Raw genomic sequence first — 23,468 nt, forward strand, 5'->3', positions numbered from 1 at the left:
TTAACCATACAACCCAGATGGGTTTATTCTTGTGAAGAGAAGTATGTGGTTAATGCGTGTATTACTTGATAAGCACAAAAGAATATGAACTTGATTTAAGTTGAACTTAATTATTACTTTTATTTAACGCTGTTTAAAAGACTATTTTAAATGGCCAGCTTTCTAAATTCTTTTACCTTTAGCTTTTTAAAAGCTGAAAGTAATCGCCAAATTAGTCTGGAAACCATAGCATTGTGGCACCACCTGAACCCATCTCGAACTCAGAAGTGAAACGCAATCGCGCCGATGGTAGTGTGGGGTCTCCCCATGTGAGAGTAGGTCATTTCCAGGCGCCTATTTACTCGAAAGAGTTGCTCGTAAGAGCACGTCCCCTAACCCTGACAAGTTAGCGACGATAAAAGAATTTAGTGAAATGCTTCGGCAATTTACTAAAGGAGCGGTAGTTCAGTTGGTTAGAATACCGGCCTGTCACGCCGGGGGTCGCGGGTTCGAGTCCCGTCCGCTCCGCCAACATTACGATAAGCCCTAACAGCAATGTTAGGGCTTTTTCGTGTCTAAATTTTGCTACTTATATGTGTCGCGGCCGTCCCGTCCAACAGCATCCATGCTTAAAAGCCCAGTTCGGCATCCGAGCCTCTCGTTCATGAGCACATCGCTGCGCGATATTTACCCGCCAACACAAAGACGAAAGCCTCTACAGCAATGTAGAGGCTTTTTTCGTTTTGGCGTCGCGGACTCTTATAAAAGAAATAGTCCGCCCCAGCTTCGCGCTCGAAAGCTTGTGCCTGACGCCCAATTATTGATGTATGAGGCGCCCACAAACATTACGATGAGCCCTAACACTTCTTATAAACAAGGAGTGTTAGGGCTTTTTTGTGTTCACTTTTTGAGTGAAAACGATGAAAAAGCATTCCGAAAAAGCAATTTTCTAAAGGGGCGGTCACTCTCGACCATCCATGTCTTTTGCTTCAATCTTATGCCATTTGTGCATCCATGCACTTCGTAGTTCAGTTGTGCCACTCTTGGTTTAACAGAAGTGTTCCAGACATCGTTTAGGCATACACTCCATCAGTTTTCTGTCTGCATTTTGGTGAAAAGAATAACCAGCAGGTGATTCTTTGAGTTAAATGGTGCTCATAAATAGTACTTAAGCTTGGGGCCAATTCTTTCTGCTAGCTAAATACGCTACAATGCCGCTTTAATGCTCTTTAGAAGTCTCTATCTATGCCTGCAGTACCTTATTCTTTAAAATCCTACAATACCTTTCAAATAGACCATAGCTGTGCCGAGTTGATCCATGCCAAATCTAAAGCTGAATTAATATCTACTTGCCTGGAACTCTATCGAAGTGAGCAAGATTTTTTGATTCTAGGAGGAGGCAGTAATATTGTACTGACAGATGACTATTTAGGTACTGTTGTTCATGTGAAGACTAAGGGCATAGGGTTTTCCGAGGATGATGAATACCATTACCTCAGCGTGGCTGCGGGAGAAAATTGGCACCAGTTAGTCGAGAAAACCCTGTCGATGTCTATTTCGGGTCTCGAGAATTTAGCCTTGATACCTGGGACTGTTGGCGCGGCGCCAATTCAGAATATTGGTGCCTATGGTGTCGAACTGATGCAGGTATGTGATTGGGTTGAGTATCTTGACCTCAGAACCGGTGAATTACAGCGCTTAGCAACCAATGACTGTCACTTTAGCTATAGAGATTCAATTTTTAAGGGGGAGCTGCTCACCTGTGCAGTGATTACAGCGGTTGGACTCAAGCTGCGTAAGCATTGGGAGCCGGTGATATCATACGGACCACTGAGGGCGTTTGAGAAAGGATGTGTGACCGCGAAACAGATATTCGATTGTATCTGTAATATGCGAAATACTAAGCTCCCTAATCCTGATGTACTGGGCAATGCGGGGAGTTTCTTTAAGAACCCGCTAGTTTCACGTGTAGTCTTTGATTCCTTGGTGGAAAATCATCCGGGTATAGTCGGTTTCCCGGTAGATGAAGATTCAGTTAAATTGGCTGCTGGATGGTTAATTGACAGGGCTGGATTAAAGGGTCTTAAGGTCGGAGATGCAGCAGTCCATCAGCAGCAGGCTCTGGTTTTGGTTAATATGGGCCATGCGACGGGGACAGATGTCACTGGGCTGGCTAAGAAAGTCATTAGCGCGGTAGTAGAACGATACGGCATTAAATTAGCCGCTGAGCCTAGAATTATTGGTGCTAACGGTGAAAAGGAATTAACAGATGATTGAACAGTGGGCACGTAAGAGAGAGATATTAGCGGCACTAGCGGGGGGGCAGTTTGTTTCCGGCGAAGAGCTAGCTAAACAAGCTGGTATATCGAGAACAGCGATCAGTAAGCATATAGATGCGCTTGAAGACTATGGTGTCGAGATATTCAGTGTTAAGGGTAAGGGTTATAAGTTAGCTAATCCGGTTTCCTTGATCGATGAAGAGCAATTGACCCGCTCACTGAATAACCGGTGTTTCTATTTCGATGAACTAGCGAGCACTAATGCCTTTCTGTTGCAACATGTTCACGAATTAACATCGGGAGATATCTGTATCGCAGAATATCAGTCAGCAGGCCGAGGGCGTCGGGGCCGTAGCTGGGTATCCCCCTATGGATGTCATTTGTATTGCTCCATGTACTGGAAGTTGGAGCAGGGGATGTCTCAGGCGTCTGGGCTCAGCCTGGTAGTCGCTTGCTCACTGGTTAAGGTATTGCAAAGTTTTGGTATCCAAGATTTAGGGGTTAAATGGCCAAACGATATCTATCTGAATAACAAGAAATTGGCTGGCGTCTTGATTGAGATGAGCGGACAGGCGGACAGTGAATGTCATCTGGTTGTGGGGATTGGGATTAATATTTCCATGTCTCAGTCTCAGGGAGATAAAATTGATCAAGCCTGGAGTGATCTTGCTGCCAATCCTGCTTGTCCGAGTAAAACAGAGCTGGCAATAGCGCTACAGAAACAGTTACACCATGACTTTTCTACTTTTGAGCAGCTAGGGTTAACTGCCTTCTTACCACGCTGGCAGGCAGTCGATGTGTTCTTCAATAAGCAGGTAAAGCTCCTGATGGGGGATAACCAGGTAGAGGGTATCTGTAAGGGAGTAGATGAGTCCGGCGCCATTCTACTCGAAACAGATAAAGGCATAAAAGCATTTGTGGGTGGCGAGATTAGCCTTAGAAGCGCGATCTAATACTTCGAAGTCGGCTATTTTCGCAATAGGACCTGACTCATCAGGTGATCATTGCCTTTTTGCAAGATAAGGTGGGCACGATCTCTGGTGGGTTCAATATTCAATTTCAGGTTTGGACCGTTGATGCTGTCCCAGATGTTGGACGCTATGCTAGTCGCTTCATCATCGTTAAGTTTTGAATAATGGTGGAAGTAAGACTTTTCATCACTAAAGGCGCCGCCTCTAAATTGGAGGAACCTATCTACGTACCATTTTTTCAGTAATGACTCCTCCGCATCGACATAAATTGAGAAATCGACAAAGTCGGAAACGAAGGGCTGTTGTATGCCAACGGCGACATCCTGACCCGTTTGCAGCACATTTAAGCCTTCGATAATCAGTATGTCTGGTTGTTTTATTACCTGCTGCCTATCAACGATGCGATCATAGCTGATATGAGAATAAATCGGTGCTCTGACGGGGTGCTCTCCGGCTTTAATTTGAGAAATAAACTTCACCAGCATCTTCATATCATAGCTTTCTGGAAAGCCTTTTCGCTGGAGTAAGCCGCGACGTTTCAGCTCCGCCAGGGGATAAAGAAAACCATCGGTAGTGACCAGATCGACTCTTGGGTGTTCTGGCCATTGGCTCAATAGCGCCTGGAGAATTCGAGCCGTAGTGCTCTTCCCTACGGCGACGCTACCGGCAATACTGATGATATAGGGTCGTTTCGGAGGTATCCTGCCTAAGAACTTGTTGAGTACTAAGCCTCGCTTCTGCTTGGCGCCGATAATCAGGTTAAGTAGCCGACTCAGAGGAAGATAGATATCGGTGACTTCGGTCAAAGAGAGCTTCTCGTTTATGCCGCGTAGCTTCTTGAGTTCAGATTCAATTAGGGTCAAGGGTACCGATTCACGTAACTCGGCCCACTGGGATCTTTGGAATGCAAGATATAGTGCATTATGAATTGGATTTTCTGTTGGCATTACTTATCTCCCTTTGAGGGAGGAACAGTACACTAACAGTTTAAGATGAACAATATGAAACCCAGCCAAGATGCTTACTGTTTGACCACTGATTAAAAGGATGTCCAAAAAAACATCTAAAGCTTGTTTTTATGGACGAAAAAACAACACTCGGCATTTTTTTTGGGTTTTTTTACAAAAAGCTATTGCACTTGTGCTCACACTTCCATAATATCCGCTACCGAAATGACACGCCGGCATAGCTCAGTTGGTAGAGCAACTGACTTGTAATCAGTAGGTCCCGAGTTCGACTCTTGGTGCCGGCACCATTTCTCTGGAGGGGTTCCCGAGTGGCCAAAGGGATCAGACTGTAAATCTGACGGCTCAGCCTTCGAAGGTTCGAATCCTTCTCCCTCCACCACTTTCTAGGTAGTTAGGTAACCTGAAGCAGGTTGCGCGGATGTCGTATAATGGTATTACTCCAGCCTTCCAAGCTGATAACGCGGGTTCGATTCCCGCCATCCGCTCCATTTTTCGCTGATGTGCTCACCCTTAAGAGCATGCCCTAGTTAAAGGGTGAGTTTTAAGTCACTGCCATCAGCGCCAGCCTGCTTCAAATATCCTATAAAACTTAATTGATTCGATGACATTTATGCATCGGATTTTTTGTTGTATGTCGGTTTCATCACCAAGATATCTGATTGGGGCAATACCATGGCTAAAGAAAAATTTGAACGTATTAAACCTCACGTAAACGTGGGCACCATCGGTCACGTTGACCATGGTAAAACTACTCTAACTGCTGCTATCTCTGCTGTTTTGGCAAAGACCTATGGTGGTGAAGTTAAAGATTTCTCACAGATCGATAACGCTCCTGAAGAGCGTGAGCGCGGTATTACAATTAATACCTCTCACATCGAATATGACACTCCTGCACGTCACTACGCACACGTAGATTGTCCTGGTCACGCCGATTATGTTAAAAACATGATCACTGGTGCTGCTCAAATGGATGGCGCGATTCTAGTAGTTGCTTCTACAGACGGCCCAATGCCACAGACTCGTGAGCACATCCTGCTTTCTCGTCAGGTTGGCGTACCTTTCATCATCGTATTCATGAACAAATGTGACATGGTTGATGACGAAGAGCTACTTGAGCTAGTAGAAATGGAAGTTCGTGAACTTCTTTCTGAATATGACTTCCCAGGTGATGACCTTCCAGTTATCCAAGGTTCAGCACTTAAAGCCCTTGAAGGCGAAGCTGAATGGGAAGCTAAGATCCTTGAGCTTGCAGAAGCGTTGGATACTTATATTCCTGAGCCAGAGCGTGCTATCGATGGTGCATTCATTCTTCCAATCGAAGATGTTTTCTCAATCTCAGGCCGTGGTACAGTGGTAACGGGTCGTGTTGAGCGCGGTATCATCAAGGTTGGTGAAGAAGTTGAAATTATTGGTATCAGAGATACCACTAAATCAACTTGTACCGGTGTTGAAATGTTCCGTAAACTGCTTGACGAAGGTCGTGCAGGCGAGAACTGTGGTGTGCTTCTACGTGGTATCAAGCGTGAAGATGTTGAGCGTGGCCAGGTGCTAGCGGCTCCAGGTTCAATCACTCCACACACAACTTTTGAATCAGAAATCTACGTTCTGTCAAAAGAAGAAGGCGGACGTCACACTCCATTCTTCAAAGGCTATCGTCCACAGTTCTTCTTCCGTACAACTGACGTGACTGGTACTATCGAGCTTCCAGAAGGCGTAGAGATGGTCATGCCTGGTGATAACGTGCAGATGGTAGTAACACTAATCTGCCCAATCGCGATGGATGAAGGTTTACGCTTCGCTATCCGTGAAGGTGGTCGTACTGTTGGTGCTGGTGTTGTTGCTAAGATCCTTGCTTAATCGCATAGACTCTTAACAGAACATCAAAAAAAGGAAGCTTCGGCTTCCTTTTTTGTTATTTTTAATTTTACTCGGCTCAAGCTTGCTTGTATTCTTGATTACTCGTCAGAATAAGAATACAATCTATGGCCGATTTTTGACCCTTTGGGCTTACCATTAAGCGCATCGAGAGTAAGCTCGGAATTAAGTGGTTAGATAGTATTTTATTAAAATGCGATCAACCTGATACCACCTTAGGTCGTAGTGAGTAACGGAATTAACCGATGACAACAAATACAGAAAGCCAGGGTAATTCTCTGGATATCGTAAAGTGGGCTCTAGTCGCTATCTTGTTGGCAACAGCTATTGTCGGCAATCAGATGTATAGTGAAGCCAGTGTATTAGTTCGTGCAATCAGTGTTGTTGCAGCTTTTGCTGTAGCTGGATTCATTGCATTGCAAACAGAGAAAGGCAAGCAAGCGCTAGTCTTTGCTCGTGAAGCACAAATTGAAGTACGTAAGGTAGTTTGGCCTACGCGTCAAGAAGCGCTCAATACAACATTTATTGTATTAGCCGCGACCGGTGTTCTTGCGTTGATCCTTTGGGGTATGGACGCAGTATTGCTGAGAATTGTCAATTTTATTACAGGCGTATAGGCACTTCGAATGACTGAAGCAACTGAAGCTAAAAAAAGATGGTATGTGGTCCAGGCCTTTTCAGGTTATGAAGGGCGTGTACTTAAGACTCTGAATGAATATATTCAGATGCACAAGATGGAACACTACTTTGGTGAAATTCTCGTCCCAACTGAAGAAGTTGTCGAGATGAGAGCCGGTCAACGTCGTAAGAGCGAGCGCAAGTTCTTCCCTGGATATGTACTTGTCCAGATGGAAATGAACGATGAAAGCTGGCACTTGGTGAAGAGCATCCCTCGTGTGATGGGTTTCATCGGCGGCACTTCGGATCGTCCCGCTCCCATTTCTGATGTGGAAGCTGATAGAATACTACAGCGTCTGCAGGAAACTACCGAGTCTCCAACACATCGCGTCATGTTCGAACCTGGTGAAGTGGTTCGCGTTACCGATGGTCCGTTTGCTGACTTTAACGGTACTGTTGAAGAGGTCGATTATGAGAAGAACCGCGTTAAGGTTTCTGTGATGATCTTCGGCCGTTCAACACCCGTCGAGCTAGACTTTAGTCAGATCGAAAAGAGCTGATTAAATTAAACGCAAAATTTATTTGGAATGGGTGCGGATTTGTTATAAAATCCGCACCCATTGTTTTTCGGGGAGCTTGCTGACATCTAGTCAGTGGCGTTTGAACCCAAACTGAGGAAATACTCATGGCTAAGAAAGTTGATGGTTACATCAAACTACAAGTCGCAGCCGGTGCTGCAAATCCGTCGCCACCAGTCGGGCCTGCTCTAGGTCAGAAAGGTGTTAACATCATGGAATTCTGTAAAGCATTCAATGCTCGTACTGAGAAGTTCGAGAAAGGCATGCCAATTCCTGTTGTTATCACGGTTTATACTGACCGTTCGTTCACTTTTGAAACTAAGACACCACCTGCATCTTTCCTACTGCTTAAAGCAGCAGGTCTGAAGTCTGGTTCTGGTCGTCCTAACACTGAAAAAGTGGGAACTATCAAGCGTAGCGCTGTCCAGGAAATTGCTGAGACAAAAGCTGCTGACATGACTGGATCTGATATTGATGCGATGACTCGCACAATTGAAGGTACTGCTCGTTCAATGGGTTTGGTAGTAGAGGATTAAGAAAATGGCTAAACTAACTAAGCGCGCTCGCATAATTCGCGAGAAAGTAGAAGTAACTAAAAACTACGACATCAATGAGGCTGTTGAGCTTCTTAAAGAACTAGCAACGGCTAAGTTCGTTGAGAGTGTAGATGTTGCTGTAAATCTTGGTGTAGACCCACGTAAATCTGACCAAAACGTTCGTGGTGCAACTGTGTTGCCACATGGTACTGGTCGTGACGTTCGTGTTGCCGTGTTCACACAAGGTGCAAATGCAGAAGCTGCTTTAGCCGCTGGTGCTGAACTGGTCGGTATGGACGAGCTTGCTGCACAAGTCAAAGCTGGTGAAATGAACTTCGACGTTGTTATTGCTTCTCCTGATGCAATGCGTGTTGTTGGTCAACTCGGTCAGATCTTAGGCCCACGTGGTCTAATGCCTAACCCTAAAACTGGCACAGTAACACCAAATGTTGCTCAAGCAGTTAAGAACGCTAAAGCGGGTCAGGTTCGTTACCGTACAGATAAGAACGGTATCATCCACACTACTATCGGTAAAGTGGACTTCGAAACTGCTAAGCTAAAGGAAAACTTAGAAGCACTTGTTGCGGCACTAGTGAAAGCTAAGCCTGCAGCTGCTAAAGGTATTTTCCTTAAGAAAATCAGCATCTCGACCACTATGGGCGCAGGTGTTGCAGTTGACCAGGGTACTCTGGAAGACGGTAAGTAATTTTACAAGGTTAGCGTATTAGTCTATAATGCGCGCACCTTGTGGGTTGAGGTCTATAATTTAGCCATTTAGATGGTCAAATCTTAGGCTTCCGTCCAAGACCGTAGGTGTTGGCTTAATGGCTGACTTAATTTCCTACGTAGACGGTGTCGAACCCCAGAAAGATTTTGTTCTACTGGATAAGCACCGTAAATCACTAATCATATTTATGATTAGTATGGTAATTGCTAGGGAATTCCCTAGATTTAATCCAGGAGTAAAGCCAATGGCATTAGGACTCGAAGACAAAAAAGCGATTGTTGCTGAAGTCAACGAAGCTGCCAAAGGTGCTTTATCTGCAGTTGTAGCCGATTCACGCGGTGTAACTGTAGGTGATATGACCGGTCTGCGTAGAGCAGCTCGCGAAGCTGGTGTATTCGTAAAAGTTGTACGTAATACATTAGCTAAACGCGCAGTTGTAGGTACTGATTTTGAGTGCCTTAGCGATACGTTTACCGGTCCTACTTTGATTGCCTTCTCTAACGAGCACCCAGGTGCTGCAGCGCGTCTTCTTAAAGACTTCGCTAAAGAACAAGAGAAGTTTGAAATCAAAGCAGCAGCCTTTGAAGGGGAATTAATCCCTGCAGCCGATATAGATCGCTTAGCGAAACTGCCAACATTCGACGAAGCAATTGCTCAGTTGATGATGACAATGAAAGAAGCATCTGCTGGCAAGCTAGTTCGTACACTGGCCGCCCTTCGCGATCAAAAAGAAGAAGCAGCTTAAGTTTATACTTAGCCGCTTAAATTCAGAACAATAGGAATTTTTTGTTATGTCTATCACTAAAGACGATATCTTAAACGCAGTTGCAGAAATGTCTGTAATGCAAGTTGTTGAACTAATCGAGTCAATGGAAGAGAAGTTCGGCGTATCTGCAGCTGCTGCAGTTGTTGCTGGCGGAGCTGCTGATGGCGGCGCTGCTGAAGAGCAGACTGAATTTGACGTTATGATGACTTCGTTCGGTGAGAACAAAGTTAAAGTAATTAAAGCTCTTCGTAGCGCTACAGGTCTTGGCCTGAAAGAAGCTAAAGCTATGGCTGAAGCATCTCCAGTAGCTGTTAAAGAAGCTATTTCTAAAGAAGAAGCTGAAGCACTTAAGACTCTTCTTGAAGAAGCTGGTGCTTCTGTAGAGATCAAGTAAGTTATTATTTAACTTACTCCGCCCGAGTCATCGGGTGAAGGCTGACGGTTTTTTAACCGTCGGCCTTTTTTGCGCTGTAAGCGTAGGCGATTTTTTTTTTCACCGTTTGTCGCCAGATCATGCAGTTCCTAACAGAGATTACTGGTTAGGTTCTTGCCATCAACGGTGATGGGCAAACGCGCTGTTTCAACTTTTTGAATCAGTCTTGGTCACATCTCGAAATCAGAGGAAACCCATGGTTTACTCCTATTCTGAAAAGAAGCGTATTCGTAAAGATTTTGGTAAACGTCCAAAAGTTTTGGATATCCCTTACCTACTCTCAATACAGTTGGACTCATTTAAGAAGTTCACTGATCAAGATCCTACTGGCGAGCGTGGCTTTGAAGCCGCTTTCCGTAGCGTTTTTCCCATCAAGAGCTTTTCTGGTAACTCAGAGCTGCAGTATGTCAGCTATAAGTTAGGTGAGCCTGTTTTTGATGTGAAAGAGTGTCAGATCCGCGGTATTACATACTCAGCACCACTGCGCGTTAAATTGCGTATGGTCTTGTATGACCGTGAAGCTGCACCAGGCACAGTCAAAGACATTAAAGAACAAGAAGTCTACATGGGGGATATCCCTCTGATGACTGACAACGGTACCTTTGTTATCAATGGTACTGAGCGTGTTATCGTATCTCAGTTACACCGTTCACCCGGTGTGTTCTTCGATCATGACCGTGGTAAGACCCACTCTTCAGGTAAAGTGTTATATAACGCACGTATCATCCCTTACCGTGGTTCTTGGTTAGATTTTGAATTCGATCCAAAAGATGCACTCTTCGTACGTATAGATCGCCGTCGTAAACTTCCGGCGTCTATCATGTTGCGTGCACTAGATTATTCGACTCAGGATATTCTGGATATTTTCTTCGATCGCGTGAACTTCAAGATCAAGAAAGATTCATTAGTGATGGATCTCGTTGCAGAACGTCTTCGCGGCGAGACTGCAAGTTACGACATCAAAGATGCTGATGGCAGTATCTTAGTTGAGAAAGGACGCCGCATTACTGCACGTCACATTCGTCAGCTAGAGAAGTCAAAGACTACTGAGCTAGAAGTACCAGTAGATTATATTGCGGGTAAGATTGCGGGTCAGGACTACATAGATCCAGACACAGGTGAAGTATTGCTTTCAGCTAACGCTGAGATCACCCTGGAAGATCTTGCTAAGCTTTCAATGGCAGGCATCAAAGAGATAAGCACTCTATTTATCAATGATCTTGCTAACGGCGCTTACATGTCAGATACCTTACGTATCGACTCTACAACTAACCGCCTCGAGGCGCTAGTTGAGATCTATCGTATGATGCGTCCTGGCGAGCCACCAACCAAGGATGCGGCCGAAGGCCTATTCCAGAACTTGTTCTTCAGTGAAGAGCGTTATGACCTGTCTAAAGTGGGTCGTATGAAGTTCAACCGTCGTTTAAGCATCGGCGAAGACGAAGGCTCAGGTATCCTATCTAAGGAAGACATCGTTGCGGTAATGAAGAACATCATTACTATTCGTAACGGTGGCGATGAGGTCGATGATATCGATCACTTGGGTAACCGTCGTATCCGTAGTGTTGGCGAAATGGCTGAGAACCAGTTCCGTGTCGGTCTAGTTCGTGTAGAACGTGCCGTACGTGAGCGTTTAAGTCTTGGTGATCTTAATGAGCTAATGCCACAAGATCTTATCAATGCTAAGCCTATCTCTGCCGCAGTTAAAGAGTTCTTCGGATCGTCTCAACTGTCTCAGTTTATGGATCAGAACAACCCACTTTCTGAAGTGACTCACAAGCGTCGTATTTCGGCTCTTGGTCCAGGTGGTTTGACTCGTGAACGTGCCGGCTTCGAAGTTCGAGATGTACACCCGACTCACTACGGTCGCTTGTGTCCAATCGAAACTCCGGAAGGTCCGAACATTGGTCTGATCAACTCGTTAGCCAGTTTCGCGCGTACTAACTCTTACGGTTTCCTCGAAACACCTTACCGCAAGGTAGAAGATGGTGTGGTTACCGATCAGATAGATTATCTGTCGGCAATCGAAGAAGGTCGTTATGTTATCGCTCAGGCGAACATAGATATAGATAAGAGCGGACGTCTACTCGAAGAGCAGGTTGCCTGTCGTCATAAGGGTGATTCAACCTTTATGCGTGCTACCGATATCCAGTATATGGATGTATCGCCGCAGCAGATTATCTCTGTAGCAGCCTCACTGATCCCGTTCCTAGAACACGATGATGCTAACCGTGCCTTGATGGGCGCGAACATGCAACGTCAAGCAGTACCAACACTAAGAGCTGATAAGCCATTAGTGGGTACTGGTATCGAGCGTATTATTGCGGTCGATTCAGGCGTTGTGGTTGTTGCTAAGCGTGGTGGTAGTGTCGATTATGTCGATGCCAGCCGTATCGTGGTCAAGGTTAACGAATCTGAGCTACGCCCAGGCGAAGCCGGTATCGATATCTATAACCTGACTAAGTACACACGTTCTAACCAGAACACTTGTATTAACCAACGTCCTTGTTGTTCTGTTGGTGATCCTGTGGTTGTTGGTGACGTATTGGCCGATGGTCCTTCTACGGATCTGGGTGATCTGGCCCTTGGTCAGAACATGCGTATCGCGTTCATGCCTTGGAATGGTTACAACTTCGAGGATTCAATCCTCATCTCTGAGCGTGTAGCTCAGGAAGATCGTTTCACCACTATTCACATTCAGGAGCTTTCTTGTATCGCTCGTGATACCAAGCTGGGTAGTGAAGAAATCACCGCTGATATTCCAAACGTGGGTGAGTCTGCGCTTTCTAAGCTGGACGAATCGGGTATCGTTTATATCGGTGCCGAAGTTAAGGGTGGCGACATCCTGGTTGGTAAGGTGACACCTAAGGGTGAAACTCAGCTGACTCCAGAAGAGAAGCTCCTCCGAGCCATTTTCGGTGAGAAGGCCTCTGACGTTAAAGACAGCTCGCTACGTGTACCTAACTCAGTGAAAGGTACTATCATCGACGTGCAGGTATTTACCCGCGACGGCGTTGAGAAAGACAAGCGTGCGGTTGAAATCGAAGAGATGCATATCGCTCAGGCTAAGAAAGATCTGACCGAAGAGTTCAAGATCCTCGAAGAGGGTGTTTATGGACGTGCACGTAACTTGCTATTGAATGCAGGCTTCGAACAGGCACAACTCGATGCTATTCCTCGTTCTCAGTTGCTGATACAGACAATTGAAGATGAAGTTAAGCAGACAGAACTTGAGCAACTTGCCGAGCAGCATGACGAATTGAAAGCCGACTTCGATAAGAAGTTTGAGATCAAGCGTCGTAAAATCACCCAAGGTGATGACTTAGCACCTGGCGTACTTAAGATAGTTAAGGTTTACCTTGCTGTTAAGCGTACTATCCAGCCTGGTGATAAGATGGCGGGTCGTCACGGTAACAAGGGTGTTATCTCTAAGATTAACCCTGTTGAAGACATGCCTTACGATGAGAATGGTAACCCAATCGACATCGTATTGAACCCGCTCGGTGTACCATCGCGTATGAACATCGGTCAGATCTTAGAGGTTCACATGGGCGCGGCAGCTAAAGGCATCGGTGATCAGATCACCGCCATGCTTGAAGAGCAGCGTCAATTAGCTGAAATTCGTGCTTACATCAAAGAAATTTATGAGTTAGGTGACGATGTGCTACAGCGCGTCGATATCGATTCCTTTACCGATGATGAAGTACTGCGTCTGGCTAAGAACCTTAAGGGTGGTATACCGATTGCGACTCCAGCATTCGATGGTGCGAAAGAGAAAGAGATCAAGGAAATGCTAGCACTTGCCAAGCTTCCTACCTCTGGACAACGCACCTTGTATGATGGTCGTACCGGTAATGAATTTGAGCGTAAAGTAACCGTAGGTTACATGTATATGCTCAAGCTTAACCACTTGGTTGACGACAAGATGCATGCTCGTTCTACGGGTTCATACAGCCTTGTTACACAGCAGCCACTGGGCGGTAAAGCTCAGTTTGGTGGTCAGCGTTTCGGAGAGATGGAAGTATGGGCACTAGAAGCATACGGTGCGGCATATACTCTTCAAGAAATGCTAACCGTTAAGTCTGATGATGTGAACGGTCGTACTCAGATGTATAAGAACATCGTCGACGGTAATCACCAGATGCAACCAGGCATGCCAGAGTCATTCAACGTATTGTTGAAGGAGATCCGTTCACTCGGTATTAATATCGAGTTGGATCAAGACTAAAATTAGCTTAGGTTAATTTGGCAATAAATTGGTGTCCTGCATTAGCGGGGCACTCGGTTTAACTCCTTCAGGAGAGAAACGTGAAAGACTTATTAAAGTTTCTGAAACAGCAAAGCAAGACCGAAGAATTTAACGGTATCAAGATCGGACTAGCGTCACCAGATCTGATCCGCTCTTGGTCATTTGGTGAAGTTAAGAAGCCAGAAACCATTAACTACCGTACCTTCAAGCCTGAGCGTGAAGGCTTGTTCTGTGCGCGTATTTTTGGTCCAGTAAAAGACTATGAGTGTTTATGTGGTAAATATAAGCGCTTGAAGCACCGTGGTGTGATCTGTGAGAAGTGTGGCGTAGAAGTGACACAGACTAAAGTACGCCGTGAGCGTATGGGTCACATAGATCTAGCCAGCCCAGTAGCACATATCTGGTTCCTTAAATCTCTGCCGTCTCGTATCGGCTTGATGTTGGATATGACCCTGCGTGACATCGAACGTGTACTTTACTTCGAATCATTCGTGGTGATCGAGCCTGGCATGACCAGCCTTGAACGCGGACAGATGCTAACCGAAGAGAGCTATCTCGACGCGTTAGAAGAGTACGGTGACGAATTCGAAGCTAAGATGGGTGCCGAAGCAGTGCTTGAACTGCTGCGTGCTATCGAGCTTGAGAAAGAAATTGAGTCGATGCGCGAAGAATTGCCAACAATCAATTCTGAGACTCGTCGCAAGAAGATGACTAAGCGTCTTAAGCTTATTGAGGCTTTCTTCCAATCGGGCAACAAGCCTGAGTGGATGATCCTTAAAGTGCTACCGGTTCTGCCACCTGATCTACGCCCTCTAGTTCCACTAGATGGTGGACGTTTCGCTACGTCTGATCTTAACGACCTATATCGTCGTGTGATCAACCGTAACAACCGTCTAAAGCGTCTGTTAGATCTAGCCGCACCAGACATCATAGTACGTAACGAAAAGCGTATGTTGCAAGAGTCTGTGGATGCGCTATTAGATAACGGTCGTCGTGGTCGTGCTATTACGGGTTCTAACAAGCGTCCGCTTAAATCTTTGGCCGATATGATCAAAGGTAAGCAAGGTCGTTTCCGTCAGAACTTGCTAGGTAAGCGTGTCGATTACTCTGGACGTTCGGTGATCACCGTAGGTCCAACGCTGCGCCTGCATCAGTGTGGTCTTCCTAAGAAGATGGCACTGGAGCTATTTAAGCCTTTCATCTATGGCAAGCTTGAAGCTCGTGGTCTAGCGACGACGATCAAAGCGGCTAAGAAAATGGTCGAACGTGAAGTTGCCGAAGTTTGGGATGTACTAGACGATGTCATTCGTGAACATCCGGTCATGCTTAACCGTGCACCCACACTTCACCGTTTAGGTATCCAGGCATTTGAGCCGGTACTGATTGAAGGTAAAGCGATTCAGCTTCACCCACTCGTATGTGCGGCGTACAACGCCGATTTCGATGGTGACCAAATGGCTGTTCACGTGCCGCTGACGCTTGAAGCTCAGTTGGAAGCACGTTCGTTAATGATGTCTACTAACAACATCCTATCGCCAGCAAACGGCGAGCCGGTTATCACACCGTCACAGGATGTTGTATTGGGTCTGTACTACGCTAGCCGTAAGTGTGTTAACGGTAAAGGCGAGGGCATGGTGTTCGAATCCATCGATGAAGTTGAAAAAGCTTATCAAACTGGTTTCGCCGCTATTCATGCTCAAGTTAAAGTGCGTATTACCGAGACTCATATTGCCGAAGATGGCGAGCGTACCGAGGCACGTCGTATCGTAGATACTACTGTGGGACGTTCACTACTTTCTCGCATCTTACCGAAAGGCTTGTCTTTCGATCTGGTTAACCAGAACATGGGTAAGAAGCAGATAGGTCAACTACTGAACACTTGTTATCGTCAATTAGGCCTTAAAGATACCGTTATCTTTGCCGACCAATTGATGTATGCCGGTTTCCATTATGCAACAGTATCGGGCGCTTCTGTAGGCATCGATGATATGGTTATCCCAGCGGCTAAGTACACCTTAGTTGCCGATGCCGAAGCCGAAGTGCTCGAGATTCAAGAGCAGTTCCAATCGGGTCTGGTTACCGCCGGTGAGCGTTACAACAAGGTCATCGATATCTGGGCCAGTGCCAACGAGAAAATTTCTAAAGCCATGATGGATAACCTGTCAAAAGAGACAGTGATTAACCGTGACGGTGAAGAAGTAGAGCAAGAGTCATTTAACAGCATCTATATGATGGCTGACTCGGGCGCTCGTGGTAGTGCCGCACAGATCCGTCAGTTAGCCGGTATGCGTGGTCTGATGGCTAAGCCTGATGGCTCAATCATCGAAACCCCGATTGTGGCGAACTTCCGTGAAGGTTTGAACGTATCTCAGTACTTCATCTCGACTCACGGTGCGCGTAAGGGTCTAGCCGATACCGCATTGAAGACAGCCAACTCGGGTTACCTGACTCGTCGTCTGGTTGATGTTGCCCAAGATCTGGTCGTTATCGAAGATGATTGTGGCACATTAGAAGGTCTGACAATGAAGCCGCTGATCGAAGGTGGTGATGTTGTTGAGCCGCTACGTGAGCGTGTACTCGGTCGTGTGGTTGCTCTCGATGTGTTCTATCCTGGTACAGACAAAGTGCTTGCTCCTCGTAACACTCTGCTCGATGAAGCATGGTGTGACACCTTGGAAGAGAACTCAATCGACGAAATTATCGTTCGTTCTGTGATTAGCTGTAATACCGATTTCGGTGTTTGTAAAGCCTGTTATGGTCGTGATTTGGCTCGTGGTCATATCATCAACCAAGGTGAGGCTATCGGTGTTGTTGCTGCTCAGTCAATTGGTGAGCCAGGAACACAGCTAACGATGCGTACCTTCCACATTGGTGGTGCGGCTTCTCGAGCTTCTGCTGAAAACAATGTTCAGGTGAAGAATACGGGTACAGTTAAGCTTCATAACGCTAAGCATGTCACCAACATCGAAGGCAAGTTGGTTATCGTTTCTCGTTCGTCAGAGATCGCGATTATCGATGAGCTTGGTCGTGAGAAGGAGCGTTATAAGGTGCCTTACGGTACGATTCTAGAGAAACTAGAAGACGCTCCTGTAACGCCTGGCGAGATCATCGCTAACTGGGATCCTCACACTCACCCAATTATCTCTGAAGTTGCGGGTACCATTAAGTTCGTCGATATGATTGAAGGTGTCACCATGACACGTCAAACAGACGATCTAACGGGTCTATCCTCAATCGTGGTAATGGAAGTGGGTCAACGTCCAACAGCTGGTAAGGAGATGCGTCCTTCGATTCGTCTTCTAGATGCTAGCGGTGAGGACTTGAAGATCCCGGGTACAGAAGTACCTGCACAATACTTCCTACCGGGTAAAGCGATTGTCAACCAGGACGATAACGCGGCGATTAATGTTGGTGATGCGTTAGCGCGTATTCCACAGGAGTCATCTAAGACTCGTGATATTACCGGTGGTCTACCTCGCGTTGCCGACTTGTTCGAAGCGCGTAAGCCAAAAGAGCCGGCAATTCTTGCCGAGTACTCAGGTACTATCTCGTTCGGTAAAGAGACTAAAGGTAAGCGTCGTCTGTTGATCACGCCTGCCGATGGTGGCAAGCCTTACGAAGAGATGATCCCTAAGTGGCGTAACCTTAACGTGTTCGAAGGTGAAAAAGTCGAACGTGGTGAAGTTATTGCCGATGGTGCCGAGGCTGCTCATGATATTCTACGTCTTCGTGGTATTCATAAAGTGGCAAACTATATCGTTAATGAAGTTCAAGACGTTTACCGTCTACAGGGCGTAAAGATTAACGATAAGCACATCGAAGTGATTATCCGTCAGATGCTACGTAAGTGTTTGATCACAGATGCAGGTGACAGTAAGTTCCTTGCTGGTGAGCAAGCTGAAGTGGCTCGCGTTAAGATCGCTAACCGTGAGCTTGAAGCTCAGGGTAAGAAGCCTGCGACCTTCGACCGTGAGTTGTTGGGTATTACCAAGGCATCGCTTGCAACAGAGTCGTTTATCTCTGCTGCATCGTTCCAGGAAACTACTCGTGTACTTACGGAAGCGGCTGTAGGCGGTAAGAGCGATAAACTACGCGGTCTGAAAGAGAACGTGATAGTGGGTCGCTTGATACCTGCTGGTACTGGTTACGCTTACCATCAGAAGCGTAATGCTGCATTAGCGGCTAAAGCAGCGGGTAAGACGACTGAACAGACATCCGCGATCACAGCAAGTGAAGCCGAGCAAAACCTGGCTGACCTGCTAAATCTGGCTGGAAGTTCTGATTAAATCGGGTTTAAAAGTTAATAAATTGTAAAAAAGGCGCCTTAGGCGCCTTTTTTTTACTTTATATTGGTTAAAACTTGTGTAGTTCTTGACAGAATGCCATTACCTTTCTAAAATTTCGCGTCCCACACCTGTGGGATATAGATTTTTCACACCTTACTGTTGAGTTTATCAACTGATTCGGAGCTATACATGGCAACTGTAAACCAGTTGGTCCGTAAGCCTCGCTCGCCAAAAGTCGTCAAGACTAATGTGCCAGCGTTGGATGCGTGTCCACAAAAACGTGGTGTTTGTACTCGCGTATACACAACCACACCAAAAAAACCTAACTCTGCACTACGTAAAGTAGCTCGTGTGCGTCTTACTAACGGTTTCGAAGTGACTTCGTACATCGGCGGTGAAGGCCACAACCTGCAGGAGCACAGCGTAATTCTAATCCGTGGTGGTCGTGTTAAAGATCTACCCGGTGTGCGTTACCACACGATCCGTGGCGCATTAGATTGTGCTGGCGTGAGTGACCGTCGCCAAGGTCGTTCTAAGTACGGAGCTAAGCGTCCTAAATCTTAACGTTTTCCGTTGAGTAAGGCCAAGCTAGATATTAAGATTCCAGTTTTGGGGTCCCTGAAGCATACGGAGAAATTGTTATGCCAAGACGTCGCGTTGTAGGACAACGTAAAATCCTACCAGATCCAAAGTTCAAAAGTGAGTTGCTGGCTAAGTTCATCAACGTCATCATGCAGGACGGCAAAAAGTCGACTGCAGAAAAAATTATTTACAAGGCACTAGATACCGCTTTCGAAAAGAAAGGCGAAGACCATCTAGTGATCCTTGAAGCAGCCCTGGATAACGTCCGCCCTTCAGTCGAGGTTAAGTCTCGTCGTGTTGGTGGTTCTACTTACCAGGTACCATGTGAAGTACGCCCAGTTCGTCGTAATGCATTGGGTATGCGTTGGTTAGTTGAAGCTGCTCGTAAGCGTGGTGAAAAATCTATGGCTCTACGTCTAGCCGGTGAATTGCTAGACGCTTCAGACAACAAAGGTACTGCTGTTAAGAAGCGCGAAGACGTGCATCGTATGGCAGAAGCGAACAAAGCGTTCGCTCATTACCGCTGGTAATCTGATGGAGCTGGCTGTTGCCAGCTCCATATTCTACATCTCTAGGGCATTAGCCTTAGTCAAGAGGGTTTAAACGTGGCTCGTACAACTCCGATTGAGCGCTACCGAAATATTGGTATTGTTGCTCATGTCGACGCAGGTAAAACCACAACGACAGAACGTATTTTGTTCTACACCGGTGTTTCTCATAAGATTGGTGAAGTTCATGATGGCGCAGCCACCATGGATTGGATGGAGCAGGAGCAGGAGCGTGGTATTACCATTACTTCTGCGGCAACGACCACGTTCTGGCGCGGTATGGAAGCTCAGTTTACTGAGCACCGTATCAATATCATAGATACTCCGGGACACGTTGACTTCACCATTGAAGTCGAACGTTCTCTGCGCGTACTCGATGGTGCGGTTGTTGTGTTCTGTGGAGCATCGGGTGTTGAACCACAATCTGAAACTGTTTGGCGACAAGCCGATAAGTATCATGTACCTCGCATAGTATTCGTCAATAAGATGGATCGTGCCGGTGCTGACTTTGATAGCGTCATCGAACAGATACGTGACCGTTTGGGTGCGACTTGTGTGCCGATTCATATGAATATTGGTGCGGAAGAGGGGTTTAAAGGAATTGTTGACCTGATCAAGATGAAGGCCATTAACTGGTCTGAAGCCGATCAAGGTTTGACATTCTCCTATGAAGATATTCCTGCTGAGCTGGCTGAAAAAGCGAGTGAGATGCGTGAGTATCTGGTTGAAGCTGCCGCTGAGGCCTCGGATGAACTGATGGAGAAGTACCTCGATGGGGGCGAACTATCAGAAGACGAGATCAAGCAGGCGCTGCGAAAACGGACTCTGGCTAATGAAATTGTACTTGCAACTTGTGGTTCTGCATTTAAGAACAAGGGTGTGCAAGCGGTTTTAGATGCCGTTATTGATTATCTACCATCGCCCGTCGAAGTGGCTGCAATCACAGGCATAGATGAAAATGAGCAAGATGTTGAACGCGCTGCGGACGACAATGCACCTTTCTCTGCGTTGGCATTTAAGATAGCGACAGACCCATTCGTTGGAACCTTGACTTTTATACGCGTATATTCGGGTGTATTGACCACAGGTTCTGGCGTGTATAACTCGGTTAAGCAGAAGAAGGAACGTGTGGGTCGTATGGTGCAGATGCATGCTAACGATCGCCAAGAGATCAAAGAAGTTCGCGCTGGTGACATCGCGGCTGCTATTGGCCTCAAGGACGTGACTACGGGTGATACGCTTTGTGATATTGATCATAAAATCATCCTGGAACGCATGGAATTTCCTGAGCCCGTGATCACGATTGCCGTGGAACCTAGATCTCAAGCCGATGAACAGAAGATGGGCATTGCGTTGCAAAAACTTGCAGCGGAAGATCCTTCTTTCCGTGTCGAAACCGATCCTGAATCGGGTCAGACACTGATCTCTGGCATGGGTGAGCTACACTTAGACATTATCGTCGACCGTATGCGTCGCGAATTCAGTGTCGAGTGTAACGTAGGTAAACCTCAGGTTGCTTATCGTGAAACTATTCGCTCGAGTGTAGAAGTCGAAGGCAAGTTCATTCGTCAATCAGGTGGTCGAGGTCAATTCGGTCACGTTTGGTTGAAACTGGAGCCTCAAGAAGAAGGTTTCGGCTATGAATTTGTTAACGAGATTGTTGGTGGTGCTGTTCCGAGAGAATACATCCCTTCAGTAGATAAAGGTATTCAAGAGCAGATGAAGAGCGGCGTACTCGCCGGTTTCCCTATCTTGGACGTCAAGGTCACTCTCTTTGATGGTTCATATCATGATGTGGACTCTAATGAGATGGCCTTTAAAGTTGCGGCTTCCATGGGCTTTAAGAAGGGCGCTCTCGAAGCAGACCCTAGGCTCCTGGAACCTTGCATGAAAGTTGAAGTCACCACTCCTGAGAATTACATGGGAGATGTTGTCGGTGATTTGAACAGGCGTCGTGGCTTGATCGAAGGAATGGACGACGGCATTGCCGGCGTCAAGCTCGTTCATGCCGTAGTGCCTCTATCTGAAATGTTTGGGTATGCAACTGATTTGCGCAGCGCGACTCAAGGACGTGCTTCATACTCCATGGAGTTTTTGAAGTATTCCGACGCGCCGCAAAACATTGCGAAAGCGATTATGGATGCCCGAGGCTAGTTAGCCGGGTTACCATAACTAAAAATTAATTGCTATTGCTCGGTGTCAAGCCGGGCATTTCTGAGAAGAAAGGAATATATCGTGGCTAAAGAAAAATTTGAACGCATTAAACCCCATGTCAACGTCGGTACTATCGGACACGTGGATCATGGTAAAACAACTCTAACTGCTGCTATCTCTGCTGTTTTGGCAAAGACTTACGGTGGTGAAGTTAAAGATTTCTCACAGATCGATAACGCTCCTGAAGAGCGTGAGCGCGGTATTACAATTAATACCTCTCACATCGAATATGACACTCCTGCACGTCACTACGCACACGTAGATTGTCCTGGTCACGCCGATTATGTTAAAAACATGATCACTGGTGCTGCTCAAATGGATGGCGCGATTCTAGTAGTTGCTTCTACAGACGGCCCAATGCCACAGACTCGTGAGCACATCCTGCTTTCTCGTCAGGTTGGCGTACCTTTCATCATCGTATTCATGAACAAATGTGACATGGTTGATGACGAAGAGCTACTTGAGCTAGTAGAAATGGAAGTTCGTGAACTTCTTTCTGAATATGACTTCCCAGGTGATGACCTTCCAGTTATCCAAGGTTCAGCACTTAAAGCCCTTGAAGGCGAAGCTGAATGGGAAGCTAAGATCCTTGAGCTTGCAGAAGCGTTGGATACTTATATTCCTGAGCCAGAGCGTGCTATCGATGGTGCATTCATTCTTCCAATCGAAGATGTTTTCTCAATCTCAGGCCGTGGTACAGTGGTAACGGGTCGTGTTGAGCGCGGTATCATCAAGGTTGGTGAAGAAGTTGAAATTATTGGTATCAGAGATACCACTAAATCAACTTGTACCGGTGTTGAAATGTTCCGTAAACTGCTTGACGAAGGTCGTGCAGGCGAGAACTGTGGTGTGCTTCTACGTGGTATCAAGCGTGAAGATGTTGAGCGTGGCCAGGTGCTAGCGGCTCCAGGTTCAATCACTCCACACACAACTTTTGAATCAGAAATCTACGTTCTGTCAAAAGAAGAAGGCGGACGTCACACTCCATTCTTCAAAGGCTATCGTCCACAGTTCTTCTTCCGTACAACTGACGTGACTGGTACTATCGAGCTTCCAGAAGGCGTAGAGATGGTCATGCCTGGTGATAACGTGCAGATGGTAGTAACACTAATCTGCCCAATCGCGATGGATGAAGGTTTACGCTTCGCTATCCGTGAAGGTGGTCGTACTGTTGGTGCTGGTGTTGTTGCTAAGATCCTCGCTTAATAGCGACTAGTCTTGCAAGGCACTAATAAAAGGAAGCTTCGGCTTCCTTTTTTATTGTCTGAAATTTACCGCAAAAGGCCGGCTGGTAATTTGAATGGCTATCTTGTTAAAGCTTGTAGATTAATGTCTTGTTCTCGGCTCTGGCCGTTTAATGTCTACCTACATTTATGGGCTTGATGCAGCTATTCGCTTGGTAAATGCCTTGTTGGTGTTATTTCAGACAAGGGGCTTGATCTATGAAGATAAATCAGTATACTAGCGGCTCGCCTTAACCATTAGGCGAATTACGAATTAAACTTTTAAAGTTTAATCAAAAAAACAGCGGCTCCGATTGGGAGTCGAACGGTTAAATCATCTCGCTCTGCGTACCTTTGGTATAGCAAGAGGGTGATTTTTTATGTGTCCATTTTAGGAGCTCTGGTCTATGCAGAACCAAAGAATCCGTATCCGCTTAAAAGGATTTGATCATCGTCTGATCGATCAATCTACTGCGGAAATCGTTGAAACTGCTAAGCGTACAGGCGCACAGGTACGTGGTCCAATTCCACTACCAACGCGTAAAGAACGTTATACCATTTTGACTTCTCCACACGTTAACAAAGATGCGCGTGATCAGTACGAACTTCGTACTCACAAACGTCTAGTTGACATCG

The 23,468-nt window shown here is 46.2% G+C and carries 17 protein-coding genes, 4 tRNA genes and 1 rRNA gene; 21 read left to right on the plus strand and 1 reads right to left on the minus strand.

Going from position 1 to position 23,468, the window contains the following annotated elements; genetic code table 11:
- Positions 1-215 precede the first annotated feature (215 nt).
- The 4 genes from rrf to birA all read left to right on the plus strand — a co-directional run bounded on the left by rrf (position 216) and on the right by birA (position 3,211).
- Positions 216-331: ribosomal RNA gene (rrf, locus tag HRU42_RS16235) — 5S ribosomal RNA — on the plus strand.
- Between the two features lie 102 nt (positions 332-433).
- Positions 434-510 (plus strand) — tRNA-Asp (locus HRU42_RS16240).
- A gap of 714 nt (positions 511-1,224) precedes the next feature.
- The gene (gene murB / locus HRU42_RS16245) at positions 1,225-2,256 is read left to right on the plus strand and encodes a UDP-N-acetylmuramate dehydrogenase (RefSeq protein WP_295032514.1); all 1,032 of its coding nucleotides are present in this window, start codon (positions 1,225-1,227) and stop codon (positions 2,254-2,256) included.
- Positions 2,249-3,211: a bifunctional biotin--[acetyl-CoA-carboxylase] ligase/biotin operon repressor BirA gene (gene birA, locus HRU42_RS16250; protein ID WP_295032516.1), complete on the plus strand. Its 963-nt coding sequence runs from the start codon at positions 2,249-2,251 to the stop codon at positions 3,209-3,211. The genes murB and birA overlap by 8 nt, the downstream gene beginning before the upstream one ends.
- Before the next feature lie 14 nt (positions 3,212-3,225).
- Here birA and coaA read toward each other — a convergent pair whose 3' ends face one another.
- Complete coding sequence (gene coaA, locus HRU42_RS16255) at positions 3,226-4,176, minus strand: type I pantothenate kinase (RefSeq protein ID WP_295032518.1); 951 nt, start codon at positions 4,174-4,176, stop codon at positions 3,226-3,228.
- A 232-nt stretch (positions 4,177-4,408) separates the two neighbouring features.
- On the opposite strand from coaA, the gene HRU42_RS16260 reads away from it, so the two are divergent.
- The 17 genes from HRU42_RS16260 to rpsJ all read left to right on the plus strand — a co-directional run.
- Positions 4,409-4,484 (plus strand) — tRNA-Thr (locus HRU42_RS16260).
- Between the two features lie 7 nt (positions 4,485-4,491).
- Positions 4,492-4,576 (plus strand) — tRNA-Tyr (locus tag HRU42_RS16265).
- A gap of 35 nt (positions 4,577-4,611) precedes the next feature.
- A tRNA-Gly gene (locus tag HRU42_RS16270) sits at positions 4,612-4,685 on the plus strand.
- 184 nt (positions 4,686-4,869) lie between these two features.
- Positions 4,870-6,054 carry an elongation factor Tu gene (gene tuf / locus HRU42_RS16275; RefSeq protein WP_295032520.1) on the plus strand — a complete coding sequence of 395 codons (1,185 nt, stop codon included), beginning with the start codon at positions 4,870-4,872 and terminating at the stop codon, positions 6,052-6,054.
- Between the two features lie 263 nt (positions 6,055-6,317).
- A complete protein-coding gene (gene secE, locus HRU42_RS16280; protein WP_295032522.1) occupies positions 6,318-6,689 on the plus strand; it encodes a preprotein translocase subunit SecE in 372 nt (123 codons plus the stop codon).
- Positions 6,690-6,698: 9 nt separating this feature from the next.
- Entirely contained in the window at positions 6,699-7,250 is a 552-nt protein-coding gene (gene nusG / locus HRU42_RS16285) for a transcription termination/antitermination protein NusG (protein WP_144048521.1), read from the plus strand.
- 125 nt (positions 7,251-7,375) lie between these two features.
- Positions 7,376-7,804 carry a 50S ribosomal protein L11 gene (rplK, locus tag HRU42_RS16290; protein ID WP_144048520.1) on the plus strand — a complete coding sequence of 143 codons (429 nt, stop codon included), beginning with the start codon at positions 7,376-7,378 and terminating at the stop codon, positions 7,802-7,804.
- 4 nt (positions 7,805-7,808) lie between these two features.
- Positions 7,809-8,510, plus strand: coding sequence for a 50S ribosomal protein L1 (rplA, locus tag HRU42_RS16295; protein WP_295032524.1), 702 nt, complete (start codon positions 7,809-7,811; stop codon positions 8,508-8,510).
- 265 nt (positions 8,511-8,775) lie between these two features.
- Positions 8,776-9,276, plus strand: a complete 501-nt coding sequence (rplJ, locus tag HRU42_RS16300; RefSeq protein WP_193633110.1) for a 50S ribosomal protein L10 — start codon at positions 8,776-8,778, stop codon at positions 9,274-9,276.
- A gap of 46 nt (positions 9,277-9,322) precedes the next feature.
- Positions 9,323-9,691, plus strand: a complete 369-nt coding sequence (gene rplL, locus HRU42_RS16305) for a 50S ribosomal protein L7/L12 (protein ID WP_193633103.1) — start codon at positions 9,323-9,325, stop codon at positions 9,689-9,691.
- A gap of 235 nt (positions 9,692-9,926) precedes the next feature.
- A complete protein-coding gene (rpoB, locus tag HRU42_RS16310) occupies positions 9,927-13,958 on the plus strand; it encodes a DNA-directed RNA polymerase subunit beta (protein WP_295032527.1) in 4,032 nt (1,343 codons plus the stop codon).
- An 80-nt stretch (positions 13,959-14,038) separates the two neighbouring features.
- A complete protein-coding gene (gene rpoC / locus HRU42_RS16315) occupies positions 14,039-18,265 on the plus strand; it encodes a DNA-directed RNA polymerase subunit beta' (protein ID WP_295032529.1) in 4,227 nt (1,408 codons plus the stop codon).
- Positions 18,266-18,454: 189 nt separating this feature from the next.
- Positions 18,455-18,829 (plus strand): 30S ribosomal protein S12, encoded by a 375-nt coding sequence (gene rpsL, locus HRU42_RS16320; RefSeq protein WP_295032531.1) that lies wholly within the window; start codon positions 18,455-18,457, stop codon positions 18,827-18,829.
- A 77-nt stretch (positions 18,830-18,906) separates the two neighbouring features.
- Positions 18,907-19,377, plus strand: a complete 471-nt coding sequence (gene rpsG, locus HRU42_RS16325) for a 30S ribosomal protein S7 (protein ID WP_287945797.1) — start codon at positions 18,907-18,909, stop codon at positions 19,375-19,377.
- A 75-nt stretch (positions 19,378-19,452) separates the two neighbouring features.
- The gene (fusA, locus tag HRU42_RS16330; protein ID WP_295032532.1) at positions 19,453-21,549 is read left to right on the plus strand and encodes an elongation factor G; all 2,097 of its coding nucleotides are present in this window, start codon (positions 19,453-19,455) and stop codon (positions 21,547-21,549) included.
- A gap of 81 nt (positions 21,550-21,630) precedes the next feature.
- Entirely contained in the window at positions 21,631-22,815 is a 1,185-nt protein-coding gene (gene tuf / locus HRU42_RS16335) for an elongation factor Tu (protein WP_295032520.1), read from the plus strand.
- A gap of 424 nt (positions 22,816-23,239) precedes the next feature.
- Positions 23,240-23,468: 30S ribosomal protein S10 (gene rpsJ / locus HRU42_RS16340; protein WP_295032534.1), on the plus strand; the 229-nt coding region annotated here is incomplete at its 3' end.

The organism is Shewanella sp. (genome assembly GCF_013214165.1).
Taxonomy (GTDB): domain Bacteria; phylum Pseudomonadota; class Gammaproteobacteria; order Enterobacterales; family Shewanellaceae; genus Shewanella.

What these genes read in the sequence shown, in the direction of transcription:
- rplJ (WP_193633110.1), top strand. Translation starts at nt 8,776, where the DNA reads ATGGCATTAGGACTCGAAGACAAAAAAGCGATTGTTGCTGAAGTCAAC.
- rplL (WP_193633103.1), top strand. Translation starts at nt 9,323, where the DNA reads ATGTCTATCACTAAAGACGATATCTTAAACGCAGTTGCAGAAATGTCT.
- rplK (WP_144048520.1), top strand. Translation starts at nt 7,376, where the DNA reads ATGGCTAAGAAAGTTGATGGTTACATCAAACTACAAGTCGCAGCCGGT.
- rplA (WP_295032524.1), top strand. Translation starts at nt 7,809, where the DNA reads ATGGCTAAACTAACTAAGCGCGCTCGCATAATTCGCGAGAAAGTAGAA.
- rpsG (WP_287945797.1), top strand. Translation starts at nt 18,907, where the DNA reads ATGCCAAGACGTCGCGTTGTAGGACAACGTAAAATCCTACCAGATCCA.
- nusG (WP_144048521.1), top strand. Translation starts at nt 6,699, where the DNA reads ATGACTGAAGCAACTGAAGCTAAAAAAAGATGGTATGTGGTCCAGGCC.
- secE (WP_295032522.1), top strand. Translation starts at nt 6,318, where the DNA reads ATGACAACAAATACAGAAAGCCAGGGTAATTCTCTGGATATCGTAAAG.
- tuf (WP_295032520.1), top strand. Translation starts at nt 4,870, where the DNA reads ATGGCTAAAGAAAAATTTGAACGTATTAAACCTCACGTAAACGTGGGC.
- rpoB (WP_295032527.1), top strand. Translation starts at nt 9,927, where the DNA reads ATGGTTTACTCCTATTCTGAAAAGAAGCGTATTCGTAAAGATTTTGGT.
- coaA (WP_295032518.1), bottom strand. Translation starts at nt 4,176, where the DNA reads ATGCCAACAGAAAATCCAATTCATAATGCACTATATCTTGCATTCCAA.
- murB (WP_295032514.1), top strand. Translation starts at nt 1,225, where the DNA reads ATGCCTGCAGTACCTTATTCTTTAAAATCCTACAATACCTTTCAAATA.
- rpsL (WP_295032531.1), top strand. Translation starts at nt 18,455, where the DNA reads ATGGCAACTGTAAACCAGTTGGTCCGTAAGCCTCGCTCGCCAAAAGTC.
- birA (WP_295032516.1), top strand. Translation starts at nt 2,249, where the DNA reads ATGATTGAACAGTGGGCACGTAAGAGAGAGATATTAGCGGCACTAGCG.